Source organism: Mediterraneibacter sp. HA8405 (assembly GCF_056148955.1).
Genome location: NZ_CM148758.1, coordinates 2158492 through 2182373, shown reverse-complemented (window position 1 = coordinate 2182373; position 23882 = coordinate 2158492). Strand labels below are relative to the sequence as shown.

The following is a 23882-nucleotide window of genomic DNA, read 5'->3' as shown; positions in this document are numbered from 1 at the left end:
AAACGGACAGCTCTAATAAAGAATATGCGGGTTATCATGGCTGAATGGGTTGTGGTAACCCGTATAAATTTGTCTGGGAATATAGAATGTCCGGCGTTTTTAAGGGAGTGAGAATTTGCAGACGGAAACAAATGATTTCAGCAGAGGAAGTATTGCACGGAATATTTTAAATCTGGCGCTTCCCATGACGGCGGCCCAGCTGATCAATGTACTGTACAGCATTGTGGACCGGATCTATATCGGAAGGCTGCCTCATACATCGGCGGAGGCACTTACGGGAATCGGGCTGACGCTGCCGGTCATTACGATTATCACAGCGTTTGCTAATCTGTTCGGTATGGGAGGGGCGCCTCTCTGTTCGATTGCCAGGGGTGAGCATAATGAGGAAAAGGCAGAAAAGGTAATGGGTAATTCCTTTGTTCTTCTTCTCATATCCGGAGGAGTCCTTATGATCCTCTGTCTGATCTTCAAACGTCCCCTTCTGTATCTTTTTGGCGCAAGTGATGTGAGCTGGCCCTATGCAGATCAGTATATTACAATATATCTGCTTGGAACGCTTTTTGTTATGATCAGTCTGGGAATGAATAATTTTATTAATGCACAGGGATTCGGGAAAACGGGAATGCTTACGGTCCTTCTTGGTGCTGTTCTGAATATTGTGCTGGATCCGGTTCTGATATTCGGGTTTGATATGGGCGTGAGGGGAGCTGCCATTGCAACTATAATTTCCCAGGGCGCCTCAGCTTTCTGGGTATTAAAGTTTCTGACGGGAAAGAAAGCGCTTCTGCACCTGAATCTTAAGGGAATGTGTCTGGAATGGAAACGGGTGAAGGAGATTGTTCTTCTCGGAACATCCGGATTCGTAATGTCTGTGACGAACGGACTGGTTCAGATCGCGTCCAATGCGATGCTTTCCCGGTACGGAGGAGACCTGTATGTGGGAATTATGACAGTGATTAATTCTGTGCGGGAGATTATAACCATGCCTGTAACCGGACTTACTTCCGGAGCGCAGCCCGTGATCAGTTATAATTATGGTGCAGGATGTTTTCAGAGAGTAAAAGCCTCCATTCGTTTTATGACAGCAGGATGTATCATTTTTACTGCGGTTATGTGGGCAGTGCTGTTCTTCGAACCGAGATTTTTTCTCCATCTGTTTACGTCAAGAACCGAGATGATCAAAAATGGGGTGCCGGCCATGAGAATTTATTTTTGCGGTATTTTTATGATGGCGCTTCAGTTCGCAGGTCAGTCCACCTTTGTAGCGCTGAACCGGCCGAAGCAGGCAGTCTTCTTCTCCCTGCTCAGAAAAGTCATTATTGTGGTTCCTCTTACTATACTGCTTCCCATGGCAGGCAGTCTGGGAACAGACGGTGTATTTATGGCTGAACCGGTGTCAAATGTAATCGGAGGAGCTGCCTGCTTTGTGACAATGCTTATTACGGTATGGCCGGCTCTGAAAGAATCTTCCGGTCAGATATATGAAAAAAAGACGTCCGCCTGACGGCAGCGGACGTCTTTTTATCTCTGTTCTCTATTCATTAAGCAATGGATTCAACAGCTTTTGACAGACGAGAGATTTTTCTGGAAACAGTTCTTTTGTGGTAAACACCCTTTGTTCCAGCTTTGGAAATCTCAGCAATTGCTGCGCGAAGCGCGCTTTTAGCTGTTTCAGCATCCTTCTGAGCAACTGCTGTTTCAACTTTTTTTACAGCAGTTTTTACTTTAGAACGGATTGCTTTGTTCCTTGCAGCTTTTGTCTCGTTTACTAAAATTCTTTTTTTAGCAGATTTAATGTTAGCCAATCTGTACACCTCCAGACTCAAATGAGATTTTCAAATGTGTATTCCTGTTTCGGCGGATTCGGACACGGACGTTCCGTTGAAACATACTCATTCATTTTATGCCAACTTCCAGGGGTTGTCAATACATAATTTAAGAAATAACGTAAAAACTGGTAACAGTCCGGTTGTAAGGCGAGAAGAAGCTGAAAAGCAGCGGATGTACGGCTGAACCGCTGCGGACTGTGAATAATTAATTTCGAAAAGCGAGGGTGAGATATGATCAGAAATTATTGTGTGCGGACGGATCTTGCACTGGAGGAGAAAGAAAGGTTTGAATCGGATGATGTGGAAATTTCGGGAGTAGTTCTTGAAGAAGAGTATGATGAGGAGAGGGAAATCCGTACAACCCGGGTAGTAATTGAAACAGAAAACGGGGCGGCAGCTATGGGAAAACCGGTGGGAACTTATCTCACGCTGGAAGCGCCGGATCTGGCGGTGCCGGACGAGGACAGCCAGATGGAGATTGCCGCGGAGCTCTGCCGCCGTATCCGGGAGCTGATTCAGAAAAAAAGGAAAGAGGAAAAAGATTTGTCTGTCCTTGTCGTAGGACTGGGAAACAGGGATATCACTCCCGATGCACTGGGCCCTTATGTAGTGGATCATCTGAATGTAACACGCCATATTGTAAAAGAATATGGAAAGTATGCCATGGGAATGGACCGGGCTGACCTGGTAAGCGCGGTTGTGCCCGGAGTTATGGGGCAGACAGGAATGGAAACAGCAGAGATTGTCAGAGGAATTGTCCGGGAAACATGCCCGGATCTGGTCATTGCCGTGGACGCCCTGGCTGCACGCAACAGCCGTCGGCTGAATCGTACGGTACAGATTGCTGATACAGGGATACATCCCGGCTCCGGAGTAGGAAACCACCGGCACGGGATGACGGAAGACTCTCTGGGAGTTCCGGTGATCGGTATTGGGGTACCGACGGTGGTAGATGCAGCTACGATTGTGAATGATACAATGGAGAATTTTATCCGGGCATTGGAATCTTCTGCCGCTTTGAAAGGAGTCGGCGAGGTACTCAGGTCGTACAGTCCGGGAGAAAAGTATCAGTTTGTAAAAGAACTGATCGCGCCTCATCTGAATGGGATGTTTGTTACCCCAAAAGACGTGGACGAAATGATACATCATATCAGCCATACGATTTCTGAGGCGCTGAATATGCTTTTTTCAGAAAATCAGGGCTCCTGAGGCAATGTACAGCCGCAGACTTTTTCTTCTGTTTTACCGGGCGGCAACCTGTCATAAGTCGTTCCCGGCTTGCATAATATTTCAGAAGACACAGTGGAATTATGCGATGGAAAGGAATGCAGGCCGGTATGAATCAATGGTTCAGAAACGGAAAAAGAAGATATGCCTTATTTACGGCGGCAGCTGTTTTTTTATGTGCCGGTATTATTTATATCGGGGCAGGCGGTATAACAGATCAGTGGAAATACCGGCTTCAGCAGACGTTGTTTCACTGCTCCGGAGAAATGTACATGCCGGGGATTCTCTATGCCGGAAGCCCGGAGAAGCAGGGGGCTTCCGGATGGCTCAGAGAAAAGGCTCTTGCCTGGATGCCTCTCATAGGTTATGTAGAGGACCATATTCTATATGAGGAGACAATGGAAGACGAAGAAACCATAGCAAAAATACTGGAAAGCCAGGCAAATGATGAGAATATGGTTGATGAAAGCGGCAATTTAATCGGAGATCCGGATGAATCAGAGACAGAAGTTCAGACAACTGTTCCGACGGCGGATCTGTCTATAGAAAAGCTGAGAGATTTTGATTATCTGCTCAGTCATTTTTATATCGTGGACAGCTCTACAATGATTGGGCCGGAACAGCTGAATGTAGATGACCTTCTGGGAAGAAGTATGAAAATAGATACCGGCACAGATGGTCCCAAGGTGCTGATTTATCACACCCATTCCCAGGAAGAATTCAAAGATTCCACACCGGGGGATCCTTCGGAAAGTATTGTGGGTGTAGGAGCATATCTTGCGGAGCTGCTGAATGAAAAAGGAATTGAAACCATTCATGACACCGGCGTGTACGATATTATTGACGGGAAACTGGACCGGAGCAATGCCTATGGGAAGGCAGAGGAGGCGGTCAGTACAATTCTGGAGGAAAACCCGTCGATTGAAGTGGTCATTGATCTGCACAGGGACGGAGTATCGTCAGATACCCGTCTGGTAACGGAAATCAACGGAAAACCTACGGCAAAGATTATGTTTTTCAACGGACTGAGCCGATCCCGTACAAACGGGGATATCGAATATCTGAGTAATCCGTACATACAGGATAACCTGGCTTTTTCTCTGCAGATGAAACTGGCCTGTGAGAAAGAATATCCGGGCTTTACGCGAAATATATATCTGAGAGCCTATCGGTATAATCTGCATCTGATGCCGAAATCACTTCTGATCGAGGCCGGGGCCCAGACCAATACAGTAGAGGAAATGATGAATGCAATGGAAGTGCTGTCGGATGTACTCTGTCAGGTAATTACCGGAAAATAGCCGGGAAGAAAATTCATTGAAATTTGGAAAAACCAGTGGTATAGTATGTAATGGACTGCCCTGCGGTAAAGCAGGGCGAAAGAACGCTTTTTCCCGCTGGCCCGGTCCTGCGGGAAGAAAAAGGAGAAGATAAATGGCGGCAAATCAGACGTACAATGCAGAAAATATTACAGTGCTGGAAGGACTGGAGGCGGTCCGGAAACGTCCGGGAATGTATATCGGAAGCGTGTCTGCAAAGGGACTGAACCATCTGATTTATGAGATGGTGGATAATTCCGTGGACGAACATCTGGCGGGATTCTGCTCGGAGATCCAGGTGATTCTGGAAAAGGACGGATCTGCCACGATATCTGACAATGGCCGTGGTGTTCCGGTGGATATGCATCAGAAGGGAGTCTCGGCCGCCCGTCTTGTGTATACAACGCTTCATGCCGGAGGAAAATTTGATGATTCTGCATACAAAACAAGCGGAGGGCTTCACGGTGTGGGATCCTCAGTAGTAAATGCGCTGTCGGTATATATGGATGTAAAAATCAGCAGAGACGGATATATTCATCATGACAGATATGAGAGAGGAATTCCGGTTGTAGAACTGGAAAACGGGCTTCTTCCAAAGATCGGGAAGACAAAAAAGACCGGAACTACGGTGAATTTTCTGCCGGATGATCAGATTTTTGAGAAAACCCGTTTCCGGGCTGAGGAAGTAAAAAGCCGACTTCATGAGACTGCATATCTGAATCCGGAACTGACTATCCGGTTTGAGGACAGAAGAAAGGAGCCGGAGGAGGCGGTTGTTTACCATGAGCCGGACGGAATTATCGGATTTATCCGGGATCTGAACAGTAAAAAAGAGACTCTCCATGATCCGGTTTTTTTCAGCGGAGAATCTGAAGGGATTAAGGTGGAGGCTGTCTTTCAGTATGTCAATGAGTTCCATGAAAATGTACTGGGCTTCTGCAATAATATTTACAATGCGGAAGGCGGTACTCATCTGACCGGTTTTAAGACAACTTTTACTACAGTAATGAATCAGTATGCCCGTGAGCTGGGCATTCTCAAGGAAAAGGATGCCAACTTTACCGGAGCGGATGTCCGGAACGGAATGACGGCTATTATTTCTATTAAACATCCGGATCCCCGTTTTGAGGGTCAGACAAAAACGAAACTGGATAATCCGGATGCTTCCAGGGCCGTGTCAAAAGTTACGGGAGAGGAAATCATACTTTTCTTTGACCGTAATCTTGATACGCTTAAAACCGTGCTGTCCAGTGCGGAAAAGGCTGCAAAGATCCGGAAAACCGAAGAAAGGGCAAAGACAAATTTACTGACGAAACAGAAATACTCTTTTGACAGCAACGGCAAGCTGGCTAACTGTGAAAGCCGTGACCCGAAGAAATGTGAAATTTTTATTGTAGAGGGAGATTCGGCGGGCGGCTCGGCAAAAACCGCGAGAGACAGAAACTTTCAGGCCATACTGCCTATCAGAGGAAAGATTCTGAACGTGGAAAAGGCAAGCATTGATAAAATTCTTGCCAATGCGGAGATCAAAACCATGATTAATGCTTTCGGATGCGGGTTTTCTGAAGGATACGGCAATGACTTTGATATCAGCAAACTCCGTTATGACAAGATTATTATTATGGCAGATGCGGACGTGGACGGAGCTCATATTTCCACTCTGCTGCTGACTTTGTTTTACCGGTTCATGCCGGATCTGATTTACGAGGGACATGTCTATATTGCTATGCCTCCTCTGTACAAAGCAATGCCGAAGAATGGAGAAGAAGAGTATCTGTATGACGATAAAGCTCTGGAAAAATACCGGAAAACGCATTCCGGGTCCTTTACTCTTCAGAGATACAAAGGTCTGGGAGAGATGGACGCGGAACAGCTCTGGGAGACAACCCTGGATCCGGAACGGAGAATTCTGAAACAGGTGGAAATTGAAGACGCAAGAATGGCTTCCGGCGTGACGGAAATGCTGATGGGAACCGAGGTTCCCCCGCGGCGGGCGTTTATTTATGAAAATGCAAGAGAAGCAGAGCTGGATATATAATTAAGGAGAAATCAGATGAGCAGTGAACCACAGATTATAAGAACCGAATATTCAGATCTTATGAAAAAATCTTATATTGATTATGCCATGAGCGTAATTATAGCGAGAGCGCTGCCGGATGTAAGAGACGGGCTCAAGCCTGTCCAGAGGAGAACTCTGTATGATATGTATGAGCTGGGTATCCGGTATGACAGGCCCTACAGAAAATGTGCCCGTATTGTGGGCGATACCATGGGTAAATATCATCCCCACGGAGACAGTTCCATTTATGAGGCCCTGGTCGTTATGGCGCAGGATTTTAAAAAAGGCATGGTTCTTGTGGACGGCCACGGAAACTTCGGATCAATTGAGGGAGACGGCGCCGCGGCTATGCGTTATACAGAGGCAAGACTTACAAAATTCACCCAGGAGATCTGTCTTGCCGATCTGGATAAAAATGTTATTGATTTCGGCCCCAATTTTGATGAGACAGAAAAGGAACCTGTCGTTCTTCCGGTACGTGTGCCGAATCTTCTTGTCAACGGCGCGGAGGGAATTGCCGTAGGTATGGCCACCAGCATTCCCACCCATAATCTGGGAGAAGTGATCGACGCGGTAAAGGCATATATGAAAAATGACGCCATCAGTACAAAGCAGCTGATGAAATACATAAAAGGCCCGGATTTTCCCACCGGCGGAATTGTAGTCAATAAAGATGACCTTCTTAATATTTATGAAACAGGTCAGGGGAAAATTAAAATCCGCGGAAAAGTGGAAGTCGAAGAATTAAAAGGCGGGAAAAAACAGCTGGTAATTACAGAGATACCCTACACAATGATCGGAAGCGGAATCGGAAAATTCCTGAATGATGTATGCGCTCTTGTTGAGTCTAAAAAGACTACGGACATTGTAGATATTTCCAACCAGTCTTCCAAAGAGGGCATCCGGATTGTCCTGGAACTGAAGCGCGGAGCAGATGCAGAGAATCTGAAAAATATGCTCTATAAAAAGACCCGTCTGGAAGATACTTTTGGCGTCAATATGCTGGCGGTGGCGGACGGACGTCCGGAGACGCTGGGCCTGAAAAAGATTATTGAATATCATGTGGACTTTCAGTTTGAACTGGCTACCAGAAAGTATAAGACGCTTCTGGCCAAAGAGCAGGAAAAGAGTGAAATTCAGGAAGGTCTGATCAAAGCCTGTGATGTAATCGATCTGATCATAGAGATCCTGCGGGGCAGCAAATCGGTTAAAGATGCAAGAGCCTGCCTTGTAAACGGAATTACAGAAAATATCCGGTTCAAGTCGCCGATTTCCAGAAAGATGGCCGCGCTTCTGAGATTTACAGAGCGCCAGGCCACGGCAATTCTGGAGATGCGTCTCTACCGTCTGATCGGTCTGGAGATCGAGGCTCTTCGGGCGGAGCATGAGCAGACACTGAAAAATATTGCCCGGTATGAGGATATTCTGAATAATTATGATTCTATGGCTCAGGTAATCATAGAGGAACTTGATGCCTGCAAGAAAGAATACGGAAGAAAACGACGTACCGTTGTGGAAAATGCCGCAGAGGCTGTATTCGAAGAAAAGAAAATCGAGGAGCAGGAAGTGGTATTCCTGATGGACCGTTTCGGATATGCCAGGACAGTGGATCCCTCGGTCTATGAGAGAAATAAGGAAGCGGCAGACAGCGAAAATAAATATATTGTGCATTGCATGAATACAGGCAGACTGTGTGCTTTTACGGATAAAGGAAAGATGCATCAGATCCGTGTTCTGGATCTGCCCTGCGGAAAATTCCGGGATAAGGGAACTCCGATAGACAATGTGAGTAATTATTCCAGCAGTGAGGAGCAGATTATTATGATCTGTGATGCGGAGCAGATGCGGTTCTCGCAGCTGCTGTTTGCTACAGCTCAGGGAATGATCAAAAAAGTTGACGGCAAAGAATTCCAGGTGTCCAAAAGAACGATTGCGGCTACAAAACTGCAGGAGGAAGATGTGCTTGTCTCGGTACAGGTAATAACGGAAAATCAGCATATTGTACTGCAGACAAGAAACGGCTATTTCCTCAGATTTCCGGCATCGGAAGTTCCGGAAAAGAAGAAGGCGGCAATCGGAGTCCGGGGAATCAGACTTCAGAAAAAAGATGTGCTGGAAAATGTCTATCTGTTCCAGGAAGGGACGGAAACAAAAGTGACTTACGGCAAAAAGACAGTCACACTGAACCGGCTTAAGACAGCAAAGCGGGACGGAACCGGTACAAAGACCAGACAGGCGGACTGAATCTGTACAGCACTCAGATGAGAATACTTTTTCGAAAAAACCCTTGATTTCTCTGGAAAAAGGTGTTAAAGTTTTTTATAGTTACATAAGGAATCCGGCAGAAGAGTGAACGAAAGTTCACTCTTCTTTGATGATACGGTTTTTTGCCTGTCAGCATCTTTCCTTGTGGAGCACAGACAAATCATTTGAGAAAGGGAGTTTAGTGTGTCCAGAAAAGAAGAATACGAACAGAAAACAGAAGAACTTCTCACACCGGTTGTCTCAGGTTTTGGCTTTGAACTGGTTGATGTGGAGTATGTAAAAGAAGGCGGAACATGGTATCTCCGCGCGTATATTGATAAACCGGGCGGAATTACTGTGGATGACTGTGAGGCGGTGAGCCGGGCTTTTTCGGATATCCTGGACGAGAAGGATTATATTGCCGACTCTTATGTATTTGAGGTCAGCTCCCCGGGACTGGGAAGACCGCTTAAAAAAGAAAAGGATTATGCGCGCAGTCTGGGCGAGGAAGTGGAGATTCGGACTTACCGTGCCATTGACAGGCAGAAAGAATTTGAAGGAATTCTGAAAAGCTATGATGAAAATACTGTGACGATTGCCTATGAAGACGGCGGGGAACAGACATTTGACAGAAGTGAAATCGCGCTGATACGTCTGGCGCTGGATTTTTAATTAAGGAGGAAGGACAGAATGAACACAGAGTTAATGGAAGCATTGACAATTCTTGAAAAGGAAAAAAATATCAGCAGAGATGTGATGATGGATGCAATAGAAAACTCACTGATCAGTGCATGTAAGAACCATTTCGGGACAGCGGAAAATATAAAGGTAATTATGGACCGGGAAACATGCGATTATGCTGTTTATGCGGAGAAGGAAGTTGTGGAAGAAGTTCTGGACCCGGCTCTGGAAATCAGTCTTGAGGACGCAGAAGAGATCGACTCATCTCTTCATATCGGCGATATTGCGCAGGTGCCGGTACAGTCCAAGGAATTCGGACGTATTGCGACACAGAACGCTAAAAATCTGATTTTGCAGAAAATCAGAGAGGAAGAGCGCAAGGTTGTGTTTGATCAGTACTTTGAAAAAGAAAAAGATATTGTAACAGGTATCGTTCAGAGATATGTCGGAAAAAATATCAGCATTAATCTGGGCAGGGCTGACGCCATGCTCACCGAGAACGAACAGGTGAAAGGGGAAGTATTCCAGCCGACGGAAAGAATCAAGCTGTATGTTGTAGAAGTAAAGAATACACCAAAGGGACCGAAGATTCTTGTTTCCCGTACACATCCGGAACTTGTAAAACGTCTGTTTGAGGCCGAGGTGGCCGAGGTAAGAGACGGTACTGTTGAGATTAAGAGTATTGCCCGGGAGGCCGGTTCCCGTACAAAGATGGCTGTATGGTCCAATGATCCGAATGTGGATCCTGTGGGAGCCTGCGTAGGCATGAACGGACAGAGAGTTAATGCAGTAGTCGATGAACTCCGGGGAGAGAAGATTGATATTATCAACTGGGATGAGAATCCGGCGCTTCTTATTGAAAACGCACTGAGTCCGGCTAAAGTGATTTCTGTAATGGCGGATCCGGATGAAAAGATGGCAAGCGTAATCGTGCCGGACTATCAGCTTTCTCTGGCAATTGGAAAAGAAGGACAGAATGCCCGTCTGGCGGCCCGCCTGACAGGGTATAAAATCGATATTAAGAGCGAAACACAGGCAATTGAGGCCGGTGATCTTCCGGAGAACTATATGGAACAGATGGGCCTGACTGAGGAGGAAGGATATACCGGCGAATACGATGATGAATATGAAGATGACGGCGTATATGATGATGCGTGGGATGAAAACCAGAATCCGGGTACAGATGAGTCGGAAGAGGAAGCAGATCCGGATGAGATAGAGTTTGTTGAGACAGAAGATAACGAGTAAGACCTGAAGGGGTGAAATATTTGGCAGTGAAAAAAAAGATTCCCATGCGCAAGTGCGTGGGGTGCGGCGAGATGAAGCCGAAAAAAGAGCTGATGCGCGTATTACGGACGGAAGAGAATCAATTTTGTGTTGACACCACCGGAAAGAAAAACGGACGGGGAGCATATCTCTGCCATAGTGTGGAATGCTTTAAAAAGGCGGTGAAAAATAAAGGACTGGAACGGTCTTTTAAGCAAAGCATACCGCCGGAGGTATATGACAGGCTTGAAAAGGAGATGGACGAAGTTGAAAAGGGATAAAGTGCTGTCTTTGATCGGCCTGGCCATGAAGGCCGGAAAGTGTGCAAGCGGAGAGACTATGACAGAGAGCGAGACAAAAGCAGGAAAGGCATTTCTTGTGATTGTTGCCCGGGACGCATCAGATAATACAAAAAAGAAATTTCGGGATATGTGTAAATATTACAGAGTTCCAATTTGTTTTTACGGAGATAAAGATACCTTGGGGCATGCAATGGGAAAAGAGTTCCGTGCATCTCTGGCGATATTGGACGAAGGATTTGCAGACGGAATTCAGACAGAACTTGGGAACAGAGAGGATATTGCATTAAGGAGGTAGTTGTTATGACTAAAGTGAGAGTACATGAACTGGCAAAAGAACTGGGGATGGAAAATAAAGAACTTGTAGACCTTCTTCAGAAGAAAAATGTCGATGTTAAAAATCATATGAGTACACTGGAAGAAGATGTGGCCAGCCAGATCCGGAAAGAGAGAGCCGGACAGGCGGAGAAAAAGGAAGAAAAGCCGGAAGGAGAGAATGCTGCTCAGGGAGCTGATAAGGCAGACGGAGCTCCGAAGAAGAAAAATCTGGCTTATGTAATCCGGCCTCAGAATTCCAGAAACAGCAGTAGAATACAGGGAAACCGGCAGGGACAGCGGGGACAGCGCCCGGCTCAGGGAGGAGGCAGACCGGCTGCTGACGGCCGTCAGAGCCGTCCGGAGAGAGGCGATCGTCCGGCCAGACCTGTCCAGGCAGGCCGCCCGGCAGGAGAGCGCCCGGCACGTCCGGCAGGAGAAAACCGTCCGGCACGTCCCGCAGGAGAGAATCGTCCGGTACGCCCGGCAGGTGAAGGCCGTCCGGCAACAGAGAATCGCCCGGCACGTCCTGCCCAGACTTCCGCAGGGCCGGCAGGAGAACGCCGTCCTTCCGGTGACAGCCGTCCGGCACGTCCGGCTGCTCAGGGAAACCGTACCCAGGGAGAAGGACGTCAGAATTTCGAAGGCCGTCAGAACCGTCCGGAGAGAGGAGAACGTCAGGGACAGCGCCCATTCGGCGAAGGCCGTCCTTCCGGTGAAAGAAGAGGGCCGCGTCCGGAAAGAGGCGGACGGGATCAGCGTACCGGCGGACAGGGACAGCGTTCCGACCGGAGAGGGGATTCCCGCAGAGAAGACAGAGAATCTCTTGCGGCTCCGATTGTAGAACAGCAGAAAAACCAGAGAAATAAGGCTAAAAATAAAGAAAGAGACAATAAGAAAAAAGAATACAGAGATGAATCTTTCGAAGGCAAGGCAAAGAAAGGCAGAAAGCAGAAACAGGTTGCCGAGGTAAAGAAACCTCAGCCGAAACCGCAGGAGAAAAAAGAAGAGCAGATCAAGCAGATTGTAATCCCAGAGGTGCTTACAATTAAGGAACTTGCCGATAAGATGAAGATTGTTCCTTCTGTGATTGTAAAGAAACTCTTTATGCAGGGAAAAGTTGTAACTGTGAACCAGGAAATTGATTACGATACAGCGGAAGAGATTGCTATGGAATTTGATGTGCTCTGCGAGAAAGAGGAAGTTGTAGATGTTATCGAGGAACTTCTGAAAGAGGACGAAGAAGATGAAAGCCTGATGGTAAAACGTCCTCCGGTTGTCTGTGTTATGGGCCACGTTGATCACGGAAAAACTTCTCTTCTGGACGCTATCCGCCATACAAATGTAATTGACCGGGAAGCCGGCGGAATTACGCAGCATATCGGTGCTTATGTGGTTGAAGTAAACGGGGAGAAGATTACATTTCTTGACACACCGGGCCATGAAGCGTTTACGGCGATGCGTATGCGCGGCGCAAATTCCACGGATATTGCGATTCTTGTAGTTGCGGCGGACGATGGTGTAATGCCCCAGACTGTAGAGGCGATCAATCATGCGAAGGCGGCAGGCATTGAAATTATTGTAGCGATTAATAAAATTGATAAACCAAGCGCTAATATTGAGCGCGTAAAACAGGAGCTGACAGAGTATGAACTGATTCCGGAAGACTGGGGCGGAAGCACAGTCTTTGTACCGGTATCCGCACATACGAAGGAAGGCATTCCGGAGCTCCTGGAAATGATTCTCCTTACAGCTGAAGTGATGGAACTGAAAGCAAATCCGAACCGTGCGGCCAGAGGTCTTGTGATTGAGGCACAGCTGGATAAAGGAAAAGGTTCTGTGGCTACTGTTCTTGTGCAGAAAGGAACGCTTCACGTAGGAGACGCCATTGCGGCAGGAAGCGCCCACGGACGTGTAAGAGCCATGATGGATGACAAGGGAAGAAGAGTAAAAGAAGCAGGCCCCTCCCAGCCGGTTGAAATTCTGGGCCTGAATGACGTGCCAAATGCCGGTGAAGTCTTTGTAGGTTGCGAGTCGGAAAAAGAAGCGAGAAACTTTGCCGAGACATTTATTGCTCAGAACAAAGTGAAGTTACTGGATGAGACAAAGAGCAAGATGTCCCTGGATGATCTGTTTAATCAGATTCAGGAAGGCAATCTGAAAGAACTTAATATAGTAGTGAAAGCGGATGTGCAGGGATCTGTGGAGGCACTGAAACAAAGCCTTCTCAAACTGTCGAACGATGAAGTGGTTATTAAAATTATTCACGGCGGTGTAGGAGCGATTAATGAATCAGATGTTATTCTGGCTTCTGCTTCCAATGCAATTATTATCGGCTTCAATGTCCGTCCGGATGCTACGGCTAAGGATATTGCTGACAGAGAAGGCGTGGATATGAGACTGTACCGCGTAATATACAATGCTATTGAGGACGTGGAAGCTGCGATGAAAGGCCTTCTGGATCCGGTATTTGAAGAGAAGATTCTCGGTCACGCGGAAGTACGTCAGACATTCAAGGCTTCCGGAGTGGGAACCATTGCCGGCGCATACGTGCAGGACGGTATCTTTGAGAGAAACTGTTCTGTCCGCCTGATTCGCGATGGAATTGTTGTATTTGACGGACCGCTGGCATCCCTGAGAAGATTTAAAGACGATGTAAAAGAAGTAAGAGCCGGCTATGAGTGCGGTTTTGTATTTGAAAACTATAACGATATCAAAGAAGGCGATCAGGTTGAGGCCTATAAGATGGTTGAAACTGAGAGAAAATAAGCCTTTCTGACGGAAAGGAGCGTCTATGAGAAAAAACAGTATTAAAAATACAAGAGTAAATGCAGAAGTTCAGAGAGAACTGAGCATTATCCTGCAGAACGGAATCAAAGATCCGCGAGTGGCCCCTATGACTTCCGTAGTTGCCGTAGAAGTGGCTCCGGATCTGAAAACCTGTAAGGCTTATATCAGCGTTCTGGGAGATGAGAAGGCGCAGCAGGATACGATTAAGGGCCTTCAGAGCGCGGAAGGATATATCCGCCGCGAACTGGCCCGCACGGTAAATATGAGGAACACTCCGGAAATTACATTTATTATGGATCAGTCGATTGAATATGGAGTGAATATCAGCAGAAAGATAGATGAAGTGACAAGAGATTTGAAAAATGGAGCTGATGAATAATATGAAAATTGTTTTGGATGATATTCTGAAAGAAAAACACAGCATTGCTCTGGGTGGCCATATCCGCCCGGACGGCGACTGTGTAGGGTCCAGCCTGGGGCTGTATATGTATCTGAAAGAGCAGTATCCGGAACTGGAAATTGATGTTTATCTGGAAGAAGTTCCGGAGGCATATCGTATAATTGCGTGTACAGATGAAGTGAAGAGTCAGATCCCGGAAAAAAAGAAATATGATCTTTTTATCTGCCTTGACTGTGGAGATCCGGGACGTCTGGGATTCTCTTCTCCGCTGTTTGAAAGCGCGGGAGAAACCCTGTGTATCGACCATCATGTCAGCAACAGCGCCTTTGCCGATCTTAACTACATAGTGCCGGATGCAAGTTCCACATCTGAACTTGTTTTTACACTTCTGGACAGCGGCAAGATCAGCAAACGGGCGGCGGAAGCTCTGTATATGGGAATTGCACATGATACCGGTGTATTTCAGTATTCCTGTACTTCTCCGGAGACTATGGAGATAGCGGCGGAACTGATGCGCAAAGGCATTGACGGAAATGAAATTATTGATAAGACGTATTATGAGAAGACTTATGTACAGAATCAGATTCTGGGACGCGCACTTCTGGAAAGCATGCTGATTCTGGATAAAAGGTGCATTGTGTCTGTAATCCGCAAAAAATCCATGGAATTCTTTCAGGCCAAGCCATCAGATCTGGAAGGCATTGTATCCCAGCTGCGGCTGACCAAAGGCGTGGAAGTGGCAATGTTTCTCCATGAGACAGAGGCACAGAAATTTAAAGTCAGCCTCCGTTCAAAGGGAAAGGTCGATGTCAGCAAAATTGCCCAGTATTTCGGTGGCGGCGGCCATGTGCGCGCTGCAGGCGTGACCATGCAGGGGTCAAGTCATGACGTGATCAATAACATTACCGAACAGATCGCGCTTCAGCTGGATAAGGGAGCCGCGGAAGAAGTATGATCAACGGAGTTCTGAATATTTATAAAGAAAAAGGATATACATCCCACGATGTTGTAGCCTGCCTGAGGAGAATTGTGGGACAGAAAAAAATCGGGCATACAGGCACCCTGGATCCGGATGCGGAAGGGGTGCTTCCTGTATGTCTGGGCAGAGCTACAAAGCTCTGCGATATGCTGACGGACAGAAACAAAACTTATGAGGCAGTGCTGCTGCTGGGAAAGACAACGGATACTCAGGATCTGTCGGGAACTGTTCTGAAAGAATGTGACACATCCTGTATTTCTCCGGAGGAAGCTGCAGATCATATATACAGATTCATCGGCGAGTATAACCAGATCCCGCCGATGTATTCTGCTCTTAAGGTAAATGGAAAAAAACTCTATGAGCTTGCCAGGGAGGGCAAAACAGTAGAGAGAAAAAGCAGGAAAGTACACATTTTTCAGATCAGGATTCTGGAGATGAGTCTGCCCCGTATCCGTATGGAAGTGGAATGTTCCAAGGGCACATATATTCGTACACTCTGCCATGATATCGGAGAAAGTCTGGGTACAGGCGGGTGTATGGAAAGTCTGAAACGTATCCGTTCCGGGAGATTTTCTCTGAAGGATAGTGTGAAACTAAGTCAGGTGGAAGAAAAAAAGCAACAGGGACGGTTAATGGAACTTGTGATTCCGGTGGATGAGATCTTTTCGGAACTGAAACTCGTTACCCTGAAAGAATCCTGCGCCCGGATCGCATACAACGGAGGCCCGTTTTCACCCGTATGTCTGCAGAAGCGGGCGGAATGTAATCCGGGGGAAGAGTACCGGGTATACGATGAAGCAGGACACTTTATTGCCATATACGTATATGACGGGGATAAACGGAAGTTTATACTGAAAAAAATGTTTCTTGATCCGGAAGAACTCCGGCCAGGGAAAACAACAGGCGACAAAACACAGCGATAGAAGGTGCAGGACAGATATGCAGATAATTACAGGAATCGAATCACACCGGTGGACAAAAAAAACAGCGGTTACGCTGGGAAAATTTGACGGCCTTCACAGAGGGCATCAGAAGCTGGTGAACAGAATTATGGAGTATAAGAGTCCGGAATGTGACAGCGTGCTTTGTGCCTTTGATATGGGCAGAGATTCGCTTATGACAAAAACCGAGAGAAAACAGAGACTGGAAGGGAAAATCGACTATCTGGTGGAATACCCGTTTACCAGGGCTTTAAGAGAGATGGAAGCAGAAGAATTTATTGACCGCATTCTTTGCGGTACCCTTCATGCATCTCACATTGTGGTAGGTACAGATTTCCACTTCGGATACCAGAAAAAAGGGAATACAGCTATGCTGGCAGATTTTGCAGAAAGCCGGGGATATACACTGGATGTTATTGAAAAGGAACAGTATCAGGGCCGGGTAATCAGCAGCAGCTATATCAAAGAGGCATTATCCCGGGGAGAGGTTGAACTGGCCAATGAACTGCTTGGATATCCCTATGAAATGTCCGGAATCGTCGAACATGGAAAACGTCTGGGGCGTACCCTGGGATTCCCGACAATGAATATTGAGCCCGGGGAACATAAAATTCTGCCCAGGTTCGGCGTCTATGCATGCCGGGTCCAGATTGACGGAAAGTGGTATGACGCCATCGGGAATGCAGGGATTAAGCCTACTGTGACAAATGAGCACAAACGTCTTCTGGAAGTCTTTGTATTTGACTATGAAGGGGACGCATACGGAAAAGAAATCCGGGCACAGTTTTGCGCGTTCGAGCGTCCGGAGACGAAATTTGCTTCTGTAGAAGAACTGAAAAACCAGGTGATGAGAGATATCCGGTTCGGTGAAGAATATTTTCAAAAAAGCTGATTTTTGGATTTACAATATGACAGAGCTGTGCTATACTGGTCGAGGTGTAAAAACAGCCGGTGTTCGGTAATTGGATTTACTCCAACCATTACTTAATATCAGGCGGTTTATCAAGAGTATTTTAAGGAGGAACAAAAATGATCGCAAAAGAAAAGAAACAGGCAATCATCAAAGAGTATGGAAGAAGCGAAGGAGACACAGGTTCACCGGAGGTTCAGATCGCTATTCTGACAGCAAGAATCAATGAGCTGACAGAGCACTTCAAGGCAAATCCGAAGGATCATCATTCAAGAAGAGGACTTCTGAAGATGGTAGGACAGAGAAGAGGACTTCTTGCATACCTGAAGAAAGTTGACATTGAGAGATACCGTTCTCTGATTGAGAGACTTGGACTTAGAAAATAATTTAAAAAGTCACTGTAAAAAAAGTGCCACATTCGGAATTGATTTCCAATGTGGCACTTTTTTTAATTCCAGAAATCTGTTTTGTCTTTCAGTCCGATATCGGCGGCTTTGAATACAGGATCTTTTCCCTCTTTTTTCTGTTTCATATAATCCCGCATACATTTCAGCGCCGGACCTCCCAGAATGATAATGACGGGGAGATTGATCAGCGCCATAAAGCCCATCAGGACGTCAGCAGTGCTCCACACAAGTCCGAATTCCATAACAGAGCCTGCCAGGACAATCAGAGCCGCGATAATGCGGAAGGCATTAAGCAGCGCTTTGCCGGGTGTTCTTCCGCAGAGATATTTCAGCCCCATTTCTGCGTAATAAAAGTTGCCGATCAGTGTGGTAAAGGCAAACAGGCACAAGGCAATGGAAATGAATATGGTGCCGAACTGCCCCAGGGAATTAGAAGCCGCTGCCTGAACCCAGGGCATACCTTTAAGCTCAGTGCTGGGTGCGACACCGGAGCAAAGCAGCATAAATGATGTGGCGGAGCAGATCAGAATGGTATCGATAAAAACAGACAGCATCTGAACAAGACCCTGTTTAACCGGATGAGAAACAGCAGCGCTTGCCGCCGCATTCGGAGCAGAACCGACTCCGGCTTCGTTGGAAAACAGTCCCCGTTTAATGCCGTGCATAATACAGGATCCGGCAAATCCTCCGAAGATGGCTCTGAAGTCGAATGCATTTGAAAAAATATCGGAAAACATCCGGGGAATCAGGCTGTAATGAGTGACAACAACATAAAGTGATACCAGCAGATAGAAGATGCCCATAAAAGGAACAAGAATCTCTGTGATTTTAGAGATCTGTTTACTTCCTCCAAAGATACTCAGAGCAAAAACAAGAGCAAGAACAATCCCGATAATCAGCGGAGTGCTGGCTTCATCAAAAAATCCGTAGGCCCGGAAGGAATCGGCGATATTGAAAGAAGCTACCAGATTGAAACCGCCCATGTATGTCAGAATCAGAAAAACGGCGAACAGTGCGCCAATCCAGTGCTTTTTCAGTGCGGCCTGGATATAGTAGGCAGGCCCGCCGTAGGAACTTCCGTCTTCGGCGCGGCGCTTGTAGATCTGGGCAAGCGTGCTCTCAATAAACGCAGACGCGCTTCCCAGAAGAGCGGTGAGCCACATCCAGAATACGGCTCCCGGGCCTCCCAGGCAGATCGCTGTGGAGATGCCTGCGATATTTCCTGTTCCGACCCTGGAGGCGGTGGATACCATCAGCGCCTGGAAGGAAGACAGTCCTTTATCGTCCGATCCGGGCTGCGCGACTATGCGTATCGATTCCGGAAAAAGGCGGAACTGTACGAATCGCGTCCTGATTGAAAAATAAATGCCTGTCCCCAGTAACAGGACAATCAGGATATTGCTGTAGAGCAGATCGCTCAGTGAGTTAATGAAATCTGTAAACAAAATAAAATCCTCTCTTTCCTCTTTTGGTTTTCCTTTTTTAAGTTAATATTTTCCAGTTAGACATGCCTTCATATAATATCGTATGACGTGGACTTTGTCCAGCAGATTCGGGGGATTAGGTTTAAAATTCTGTTTGCGTATCTATATATTATGTGATATAATCATTTAGATTATGAGCGGATGAATATAGCCGAGACCACTGAAAAGCATATTAATAGCTGTTTTTAGTATGTTTTTCAGTAGTTTCGGAGATTCCTGCCCATATGAAAAAGGAAAAGACAAAAAGGAGAAGACCATGCACAAAGAATACAAAAAATATGAAATGGAACTGGCCGGCAGGACTCTGAGAGTTGATGTTGACAGAGTGGCAAAACAGGCCAATGGCGCAGTACTGATGCACTATGGAGACACAACGGTACTTTGTACGGCAACAGCGTCTGAAAAGCCGAGAGAAGGAATTGATTTCTTTCCCTTAAGTGTAGAGTATAATGAGCGTCTCTATGCAGTGGGCAAGATTCCGGGAGGATTTAACAAAAGAGAAGGAAAAGCATCTGAAAATGCGATTCTGACAGACCGTGTAATCGACCGTCCCATGCGTCCGCTGTTTCCGAAAGATTATAGAAATGACGTAACACTGGAAAATCTGGTTCTTTCTGTAGACCAGGATTGCAGCCCTGAGCTTACAGCGATGCTGGGAGCCGCAATTGCGGTAAGTATTTCAGACATTCCGTTTGATGGTCCGATTTCTACAACACAGGTAGGACTGGTTGACGGTCAGTTTGTATTTAACCCGACAGCAGCCCAGAAGGAAGTTTCTGATCTGGCGCTGACTGTAGCGTCCACAAGAGAAAAAGTAATCATGATCGAGGCCGGTGCAAATGAAATTCCGGAGGCGCAGATGATCGATGCGATTTTTGCGGCGCACGAAGTAAACCAGGAAGTGATTGCTTTTATTGATACAATCGTGGCAGAGTGCGGAAAGCCGAAGCATGTGTATGAGAGCTGTGCCGTTCCGCAGCAGCTATTTGATGCGATCGAAGAAATTGTAACTCCGGATCAGATGGAAAAAGCAGTATTTACTGACGACAAGCAGACAAGAGAAGAAAATATCCGTGTGATTACAGAAAAACTTGAGGAGGCGTTTGCTGATAATGAAGAATGGCTTGATGTTCTTGGTGAAGCCGTATACCAGTATCAGAAGAAGACAGTGAGAAAGATGATCTTAAAAGATCATAAACGCCCGGATGGACGTGCGATTGATCAGATCAGACCGCTTGACGCGGAAGTTGACCTGATCCCGAGAGTTCACGGCTCCGCAATGTTTACAAGAGGACAGACTCAGATCTGTACCGTTACTACTCTGGCTCCGCTTTCCGAGGCACAGAGACTGGATGGGCTGGATGAGACTGAGACATCCAAAAGATATATGCACCACTATAATTTCCCGTCTTACTCTGTAGGTGAGACAAGACCTTCCAGAGGACCGGGACGCCGCGAGATCGGTCATGGCGCGCTGGCTGAACGTGCACTCCTTCCGGTGCTTCCGGATGAGAAAGAGTTCCCCTATGCAATCCGCACGGTATCTGAGACGTTCGAGTCAAATGGTTCCACATCTCAGGCCAGTGTATGTGCATCCAGTATGTCACTTATGGCTGCGGGCGTGCCGATTAAATCCGCTGTAGCAGGTATTTCCGCGGGACTTGTGACGGGAGAGACAGATGATGAGTATCTTGTCCTGACAGATATTCAGGGACTGGAAGATTTCTTCGGGGATATGGACTTCAAAGTAGCAGGCACTCATAAAGGAATCACAGCGATTCAGATGGATATTAAGATTCACGGACTGACAAGACCGATTATCGAAGAGGCAATTGCCGCAACTAAGAAGGCAAGAACTTATATTATGGATGAGGTGATGAGCAAAGCGATTGCCGAGCCGAGACCGGAAGTTGGACCTTATGCTCCGAAGATTATCCAGATGCAGATTGATCCTCAGCAGATCGGCGAGGTTGTGGGACAGCGCGGTAAGACTATTAACGCTATCATCGAGCAGACAGGTGTTAAAATTGACATTGAAGATGACGGTTTCGTATCTATCTGTGGTACAGAGAAAGAAGGTATGGATAAAGCTGCAAAACTGATCCATACAATTGTTACGGAGTTTGAGGCCGGACAGGTGTTTGAAGGAAAAGTAGTCAGCATCAAGGATTTCGGCGCATTCCTTGAATTTGCTCCGGGTAAGGAAGGACTGGTACACATTTCCAAGATATCCAAGCAAAGGGTAAATAAAGTTGAGGATGTACTTTCTGTCGGTGATGTTGTAAAAGCTGTCTGCCTTGGCAAGGACAAGATGGGGAGATTCAGCTTCAGTATCCGCGATGTAGCAGAATAATTTGATATAGTATAAAGAGATAAGCGATTAACAACAGAAGTTTCCGGGATATATCTTATAATGCAAAAGTGGTGTTTGCCTGTGCAGAAGAGATATATTCCGGATTTTTTTGCAACTGTTAGTTACTTTAAAACAAACACTTGTTCGATGATGCTTTTTGTGTTATCGTTTATAGAAATAGCTGCAGGGAAGCCGGGGCAGAGGCGAGGCTTCGGAGAACAGCGATATTGATCTTGTGGTAATACTTGATACGCTTTCCCCGGAAGATATCAGGAGATACGATGAAATGCTCGATTCTCTCCCGGACAGAGAGCTGATCTGTGGATTCCTTTCAGGAAAAGAAGAACTGTTAAACTGGGAACCTTCTGATTTATTTCAGTTTTATTATGACACGAAACCTCTCAAAGGATGTCTGGATGAATTGCTTCCGCTTCTGGATAAAGCAGCTGTGGAGCGAGCTGTGAAAATCGGCGCATGTAATATTTATCATGGCTGTGTCCATAACATGCTGTATGAAAAAAACGAGGAGATTCTGAAAAGCCTGTATAAATCAGCAGTATTTGTGATTCAGGCTTCCTGTTTTAAAAATACAGGAACTTATGTGAAAAAACACAGAGATCTGGCAGAGCAAGTGGGCGGAAATGCTGAAAAGATCATCCGAATCAGTGCGGAACTGAAGCGCGGGAATAAAGTGAATTTTAAGGAAATGTCTGAAATACTGTTTCAATGGGCAAAAGGACTGATCAATGAAGGGACTTTTGAACAGGGATATGAAAAGCTGGAAAAAAATATCATAGATGTAGTAAAGGAACAGCAGTCTAAGCTGGGATACAGAAAAGAAAAAATAAGGCTGTACTATCCCCGGAATTCCCTGAAGCATTTTTTCTCCAATGTGAGTGAGGAGAGTTGGATGAAAAGGCTTCCGGAGGACTACAGAGAACTGGAGCCGGATAATAATCAGGATGTCCCGAATGGAAAAACAGTGTAACAGCAGAACAGTCTGGAGGGTGAAGAGATGGAACAGATGACGTTATTTGAAAACAACAAATCCATGACTCCTCTGGCCAGCAGAGTCAGGCCGGATTCTCTGGAGGAGTTCGTGGGACAGGAGCATCTTCTGGGCAGGGGAAAAATACTGCGCCAGCTGATCGAACAGGATCACATATCTTCGATGATCTTCTGGGGACCTCCCGGTGTAGGAAAAACAACCCTTGCCAGTATTATTGCGGGCAGGACTCAGTCTGAATTTATCAATTTCAGCGCCGTGACAAGCGGAATCAAGGAAATAAAAGAAGTGATGAAACGGGCAGAGCAGAGCCGGAGAGTCGGACTTCGCACCGTTCTTTTTGTGGATGAGATTCATCGGTTCAATAAGGCGCAGCAGGATGCCTTTCTTCCTTTTGTGGAGCGGGGGAGTATTATTCTGATCGGCGCGACAACGGAAAATCCGTCTTTTGAAATCAATGCGGCGCTTCTCTCGCGGTGCAGAGTGTTTGTGCTGAAAGCGCTGGAAGAGGAAGACCTGGTAAAACTGCTTTGCAATGCTTTGAAAAGTCCGAAAGGATTCGGCGGACAGAATGTCCGGATTTCCGATGACAGCGTCCGGGCGATTGCGGCGTTTGCAAACGGAGACGCGCGTACTGCGTTAAATACTCTTGAAATGGCAGTGCTCAATGGCGAGATCAGCCCGGAAGGCATAACTGTTGCGCCGGAAATTCTGGAACAGTGTATCAGCAGAAAATCTCTTCTGTATGATAAAAACGGTGAAGAACATTACAATTTAATTTCTGCCCTGCATAAATCCATGCGCAACAGTGATCCGGACGCAGCCATCTACTGGATGATGCGGATGCTGGAAGGCGGAGAAAATCCATTGTATATTGCAAGAAGGCTGATTCGTTTTGCCAGCGAGGATGTGGGAATGGCAGACAGCCGGGCGCTCCAGGTGGCGGTAGCCGCATATCAGGCCTGTTATTTCCTTGGCATGCCGGAATGTGACGTCCATCTGACTCATGCAGTGGTATATCTGTCTATGGCACCGAAGTCAAATGCGCTGTATACCGCATGCGAGTCATGCAAAAAAGATGTGCGTACGCTTCGCGCAGAACCGGTGCCTATGCAGATCAGGAATGCGCCTACCGGACTTATGAAGGAGCTGGGATATGGAAAAGGATATGAGTACGCCCATGACACGGAAGAAAAACTGACTCATATGCAGTGTATGCCTGACAGTCTGAAAGATCATACTTATTATTATCCCACAGAAGAAGGAGAAGAAAAAGAGACTGCGCGGCGGCTGCGCGAGATAAAAGATTTCCGCCGGGAATAGGATCAGAAAAACAAGCTTTCCGATTCCCGGTAAAACAGTGCCGGAGAGTG

Annotated in this window: 20 protein-coding genes; 18 read left to right on the top strand and 2 right to left on the bottom strand. The window is 46.6% G+C overall.

Annotated elements, in window-relative coordinates; all coding sequences use genetic code 11:
• Nucleotides 1-115: 115 nt before the first annotated feature.
• Nucleotides 116-1504 (top strand): MATE family efflux transporter, encoded by a 1389-nt coding sequence (locus tag AC0QUU_RS10265; RefSeq protein WP_474542594.1) that lies wholly within the window; start codon nt 116-118, stop codon nt 1502-1504.
• Nucleotides 1505-1541: 37 nt separating this feature from the next.
• On the opposite strand, the gene rpsT is transcribed toward AC0QUU_RS10265, so the two are convergent.
• Nucleotides 1542-1805 carry a 30S ribosomal protein S20 gene (gene rpsT, locus AC0QUU_RS10260; RefSeq protein ID WP_474542593.1) on the bottom strand — a complete coding sequence of 88 codons (264 nt, stop codon included), beginning with the start codon at nt 1803-1805 and terminating at the stop codon, nt 1542-1544.
• Between the two features lie 255 nt (nt 1806-2060).
• On the opposite strand from rpsT, the gene gpr reads away from it, so the two are divergent.
• The 14 genes from gpr (at nt 2061) to rpsO (ending at nt 17645) form a co-directional block, all read left to right on the top strand.
• Nucleotides 2061-3038: a GPR endopeptidase gene (gpr, locus tag AC0QUU_RS10255; protein WP_474542592.1), complete on the top strand. Its 978-nt coding sequence runs from the start codon at nt 2061-2063 to the stop codon at nt 3036-3038.
• 128 nt (nt 3039-3166) lie between these two features.
• Nucleotides 3167-4357, top strand: coding sequence for a stage II sporulation protein P (gene spoIIP / locus AC0QUU_RS10250; protein ID WP_474542591.1), 1191 nt, complete (start codon nt 3167-3169; stop codon nt 4355-4357).
• Nucleotides 4358-4490: 133 nt separating this feature from the next.
• A complete protein-coding gene (locus AC0QUU_RS10245; protein ID WP_474542589.1) occupies nt 4491-6413 on the top strand; it encodes a DNA gyrase/topoisomerase IV subunit B in 1923 nt (640 codons plus the stop codon).
• A 15-nt stretch (nt 6414-6428) separates the two neighbouring features.
• Nucleotides 6429-8678, top strand: a complete 2250-nt coding sequence (locus AC0QUU_RS10240) for a DNA gyrase/topoisomerase IV subunit A (RefSeq protein WP_474542587.1) — start codon at nt 6429-6431, stop codon at nt 8676-8678.
• 204 nt (nt 8679-8882) lie between these two features.
• Entirely contained in the window at nt 8883-9350 is a 468-nt protein-coding gene (locus AC0QUU_RS10235; protein WP_474542585.1) for a ribosome maturation factor RimP, read from the top strand.
• Between the two features lie 18 nt (nt 9351-9368).
• Nucleotides 9369-10607 (top strand): transcription termination factor NusA, encoded by a 1239-nt coding sequence (gene nusA, locus AC0QUU_RS10230; RefSeq protein WP_474542583.1) that lies wholly within the window; start codon nt 9369-9371, stop codon nt 10605-10607.
• Nucleotides 10608-10627: 20 nt separating this feature from the next.
• Entirely contained in the window at nt 10628-10906 is a 279-nt protein-coding gene (gene rnpM / locus AC0QUU_RS10225; protein WP_474542581.1) for an RNase P modulator RnpM, read from the top strand.
• A complete protein-coding gene (locus AC0QUU_RS10220; RefSeq protein ID WP_474542580.1) occupies nt 10893-11222 on the top strand; it encodes a L7Ae/L30e/S12e/Gadd45 family ribosomal protein in 330 nt (109 codons plus the stop codon). Before rnpM ends, AC0QUU_RS10220 begins: the two co-directional genes overlap by 14 nt.
• Before the next feature lie 5 nt (nt 11223-11227).
• A complete protein-coding gene (gene infB / locus AC0QUU_RS10215) occupies nt 11228-14008 on the top strand; it encodes a translation initiation factor IF-2 (protein WP_474542578.1) in 2781 nt (926 codons plus the stop codon).
• Nucleotides 14009-14033: 25 nt separating this feature from the next.
• On the top strand, nt 14034-14408 hold the full coding sequence (gene rbfA, locus AC0QUU_RS10210) for a 30S ribosome-binding factor RbfA (RefSeq protein ID WP_474542576.1): 375 nt from the start codon (nt 14034-14036) through the stop codon (nt 14406-14408).
• Nucleotides 14401-15384, top strand: a complete 984-nt coding sequence (locus AC0QUU_RS10205; RefSeq protein ID WP_474545564.1) for a DHH family phosphoesterase — start codon at nt 14401-14403, stop codon at nt 15382-15384. Before rbfA ends, AC0QUU_RS10205 begins: the two co-directional genes overlap by 8 nt.
• Nucleotides 15381-16331, top strand: coding sequence for a tRNA pseudouridine(55) synthase TruB (gene truB / locus AC0QUU_RS10200; RefSeq protein WP_474542575.1), 951 nt, complete (start codon nt 15381-15383; stop codon nt 16329-16331). The genes AC0QUU_RS10205 and truB overlap by 4 nt, the downstream gene beginning before the upstream one ends.
• Nucleotides 16332-16347: 16 nt before the next feature.
• Nucleotides 16348-17241: a bifunctional riboflavin kinase/FAD synthetase gene (locus AC0QUU_RS10195; RefSeq protein ID WP_474542574.1), complete on the top strand. Its 894-nt coding sequence runs from the start codon at nt 16348-16350 to the stop codon at nt 17239-17241.
• A 137-nt stretch (nt 17242-17378) separates the two neighbouring features.
• Nucleotides 17379-17645, top strand: a complete 267-nt coding sequence (gene rpsO, locus AC0QUU_RS10190) for a 30S ribosomal protein S15 (protein WP_205150344.1) — start codon at nt 17379-17381, stop codon at nt 17643-17645.
• A 62-nt stretch (nt 17646-17707) separates the two neighbouring features.
• Here rpsO and AC0QUU_RS10185 read toward each other — a convergent pair whose 3' ends face one another.
• Nucleotides 17708-19111, bottom strand: coding sequence for an alanine/glycine:cation symporter family protein (locus tag AC0QUU_RS10185; RefSeq protein ID WP_474542573.1), 1404 nt, complete (start codon nt 19109-19111; stop codon nt 17708-17710).
• Nucleotides 19112-19406: 295 nt separating this feature from the next.
• Here AC0QUU_RS10185 and AC0QUU_RS10180 point away from each other — a divergent pair, with 295 nt between their 5' ends.
• The 3 genes from AC0QUU_RS10180 (at nt 19407) to AC0QUU_RS10170 (ending at nt 23832) form a co-directional block, all read left to right on the top strand.
• The gene (locus AC0QUU_RS10180; RefSeq protein ID WP_474542571.1) at nt 19407-21503 is read left to right on the top strand and encodes a polyribonucleotide nucleotidyltransferase; all 2097 of its coding nucleotides are present in this window, start codon (nt 19407-19409) and stop codon (nt 21501-21503) included.
• A 181-nt stretch (nt 21504-21684) separates the two neighbouring features.
• Nucleotides 21685-22491, top strand: coding sequence for a nucleotidyltransferase domain-containing protein (locus AC0QUU_RS10175; protein ID WP_474545563.1), 807 nt, complete (start codon nt 21685-21687; stop codon nt 22489-22491).
• A gap of 27 nt (nt 22492-22518) precedes the next feature.
• Complete coding sequence (locus AC0QUU_RS10170) at nt 22519-23832, top strand: replication-associated recombination protein A (protein WP_474542569.1); 1314 nt, start codon at nt 22519-22521, stop codon at nt 23830-23832.
• Nucleotides 23833-23882 lie beyond the last annotated feature (50 nt).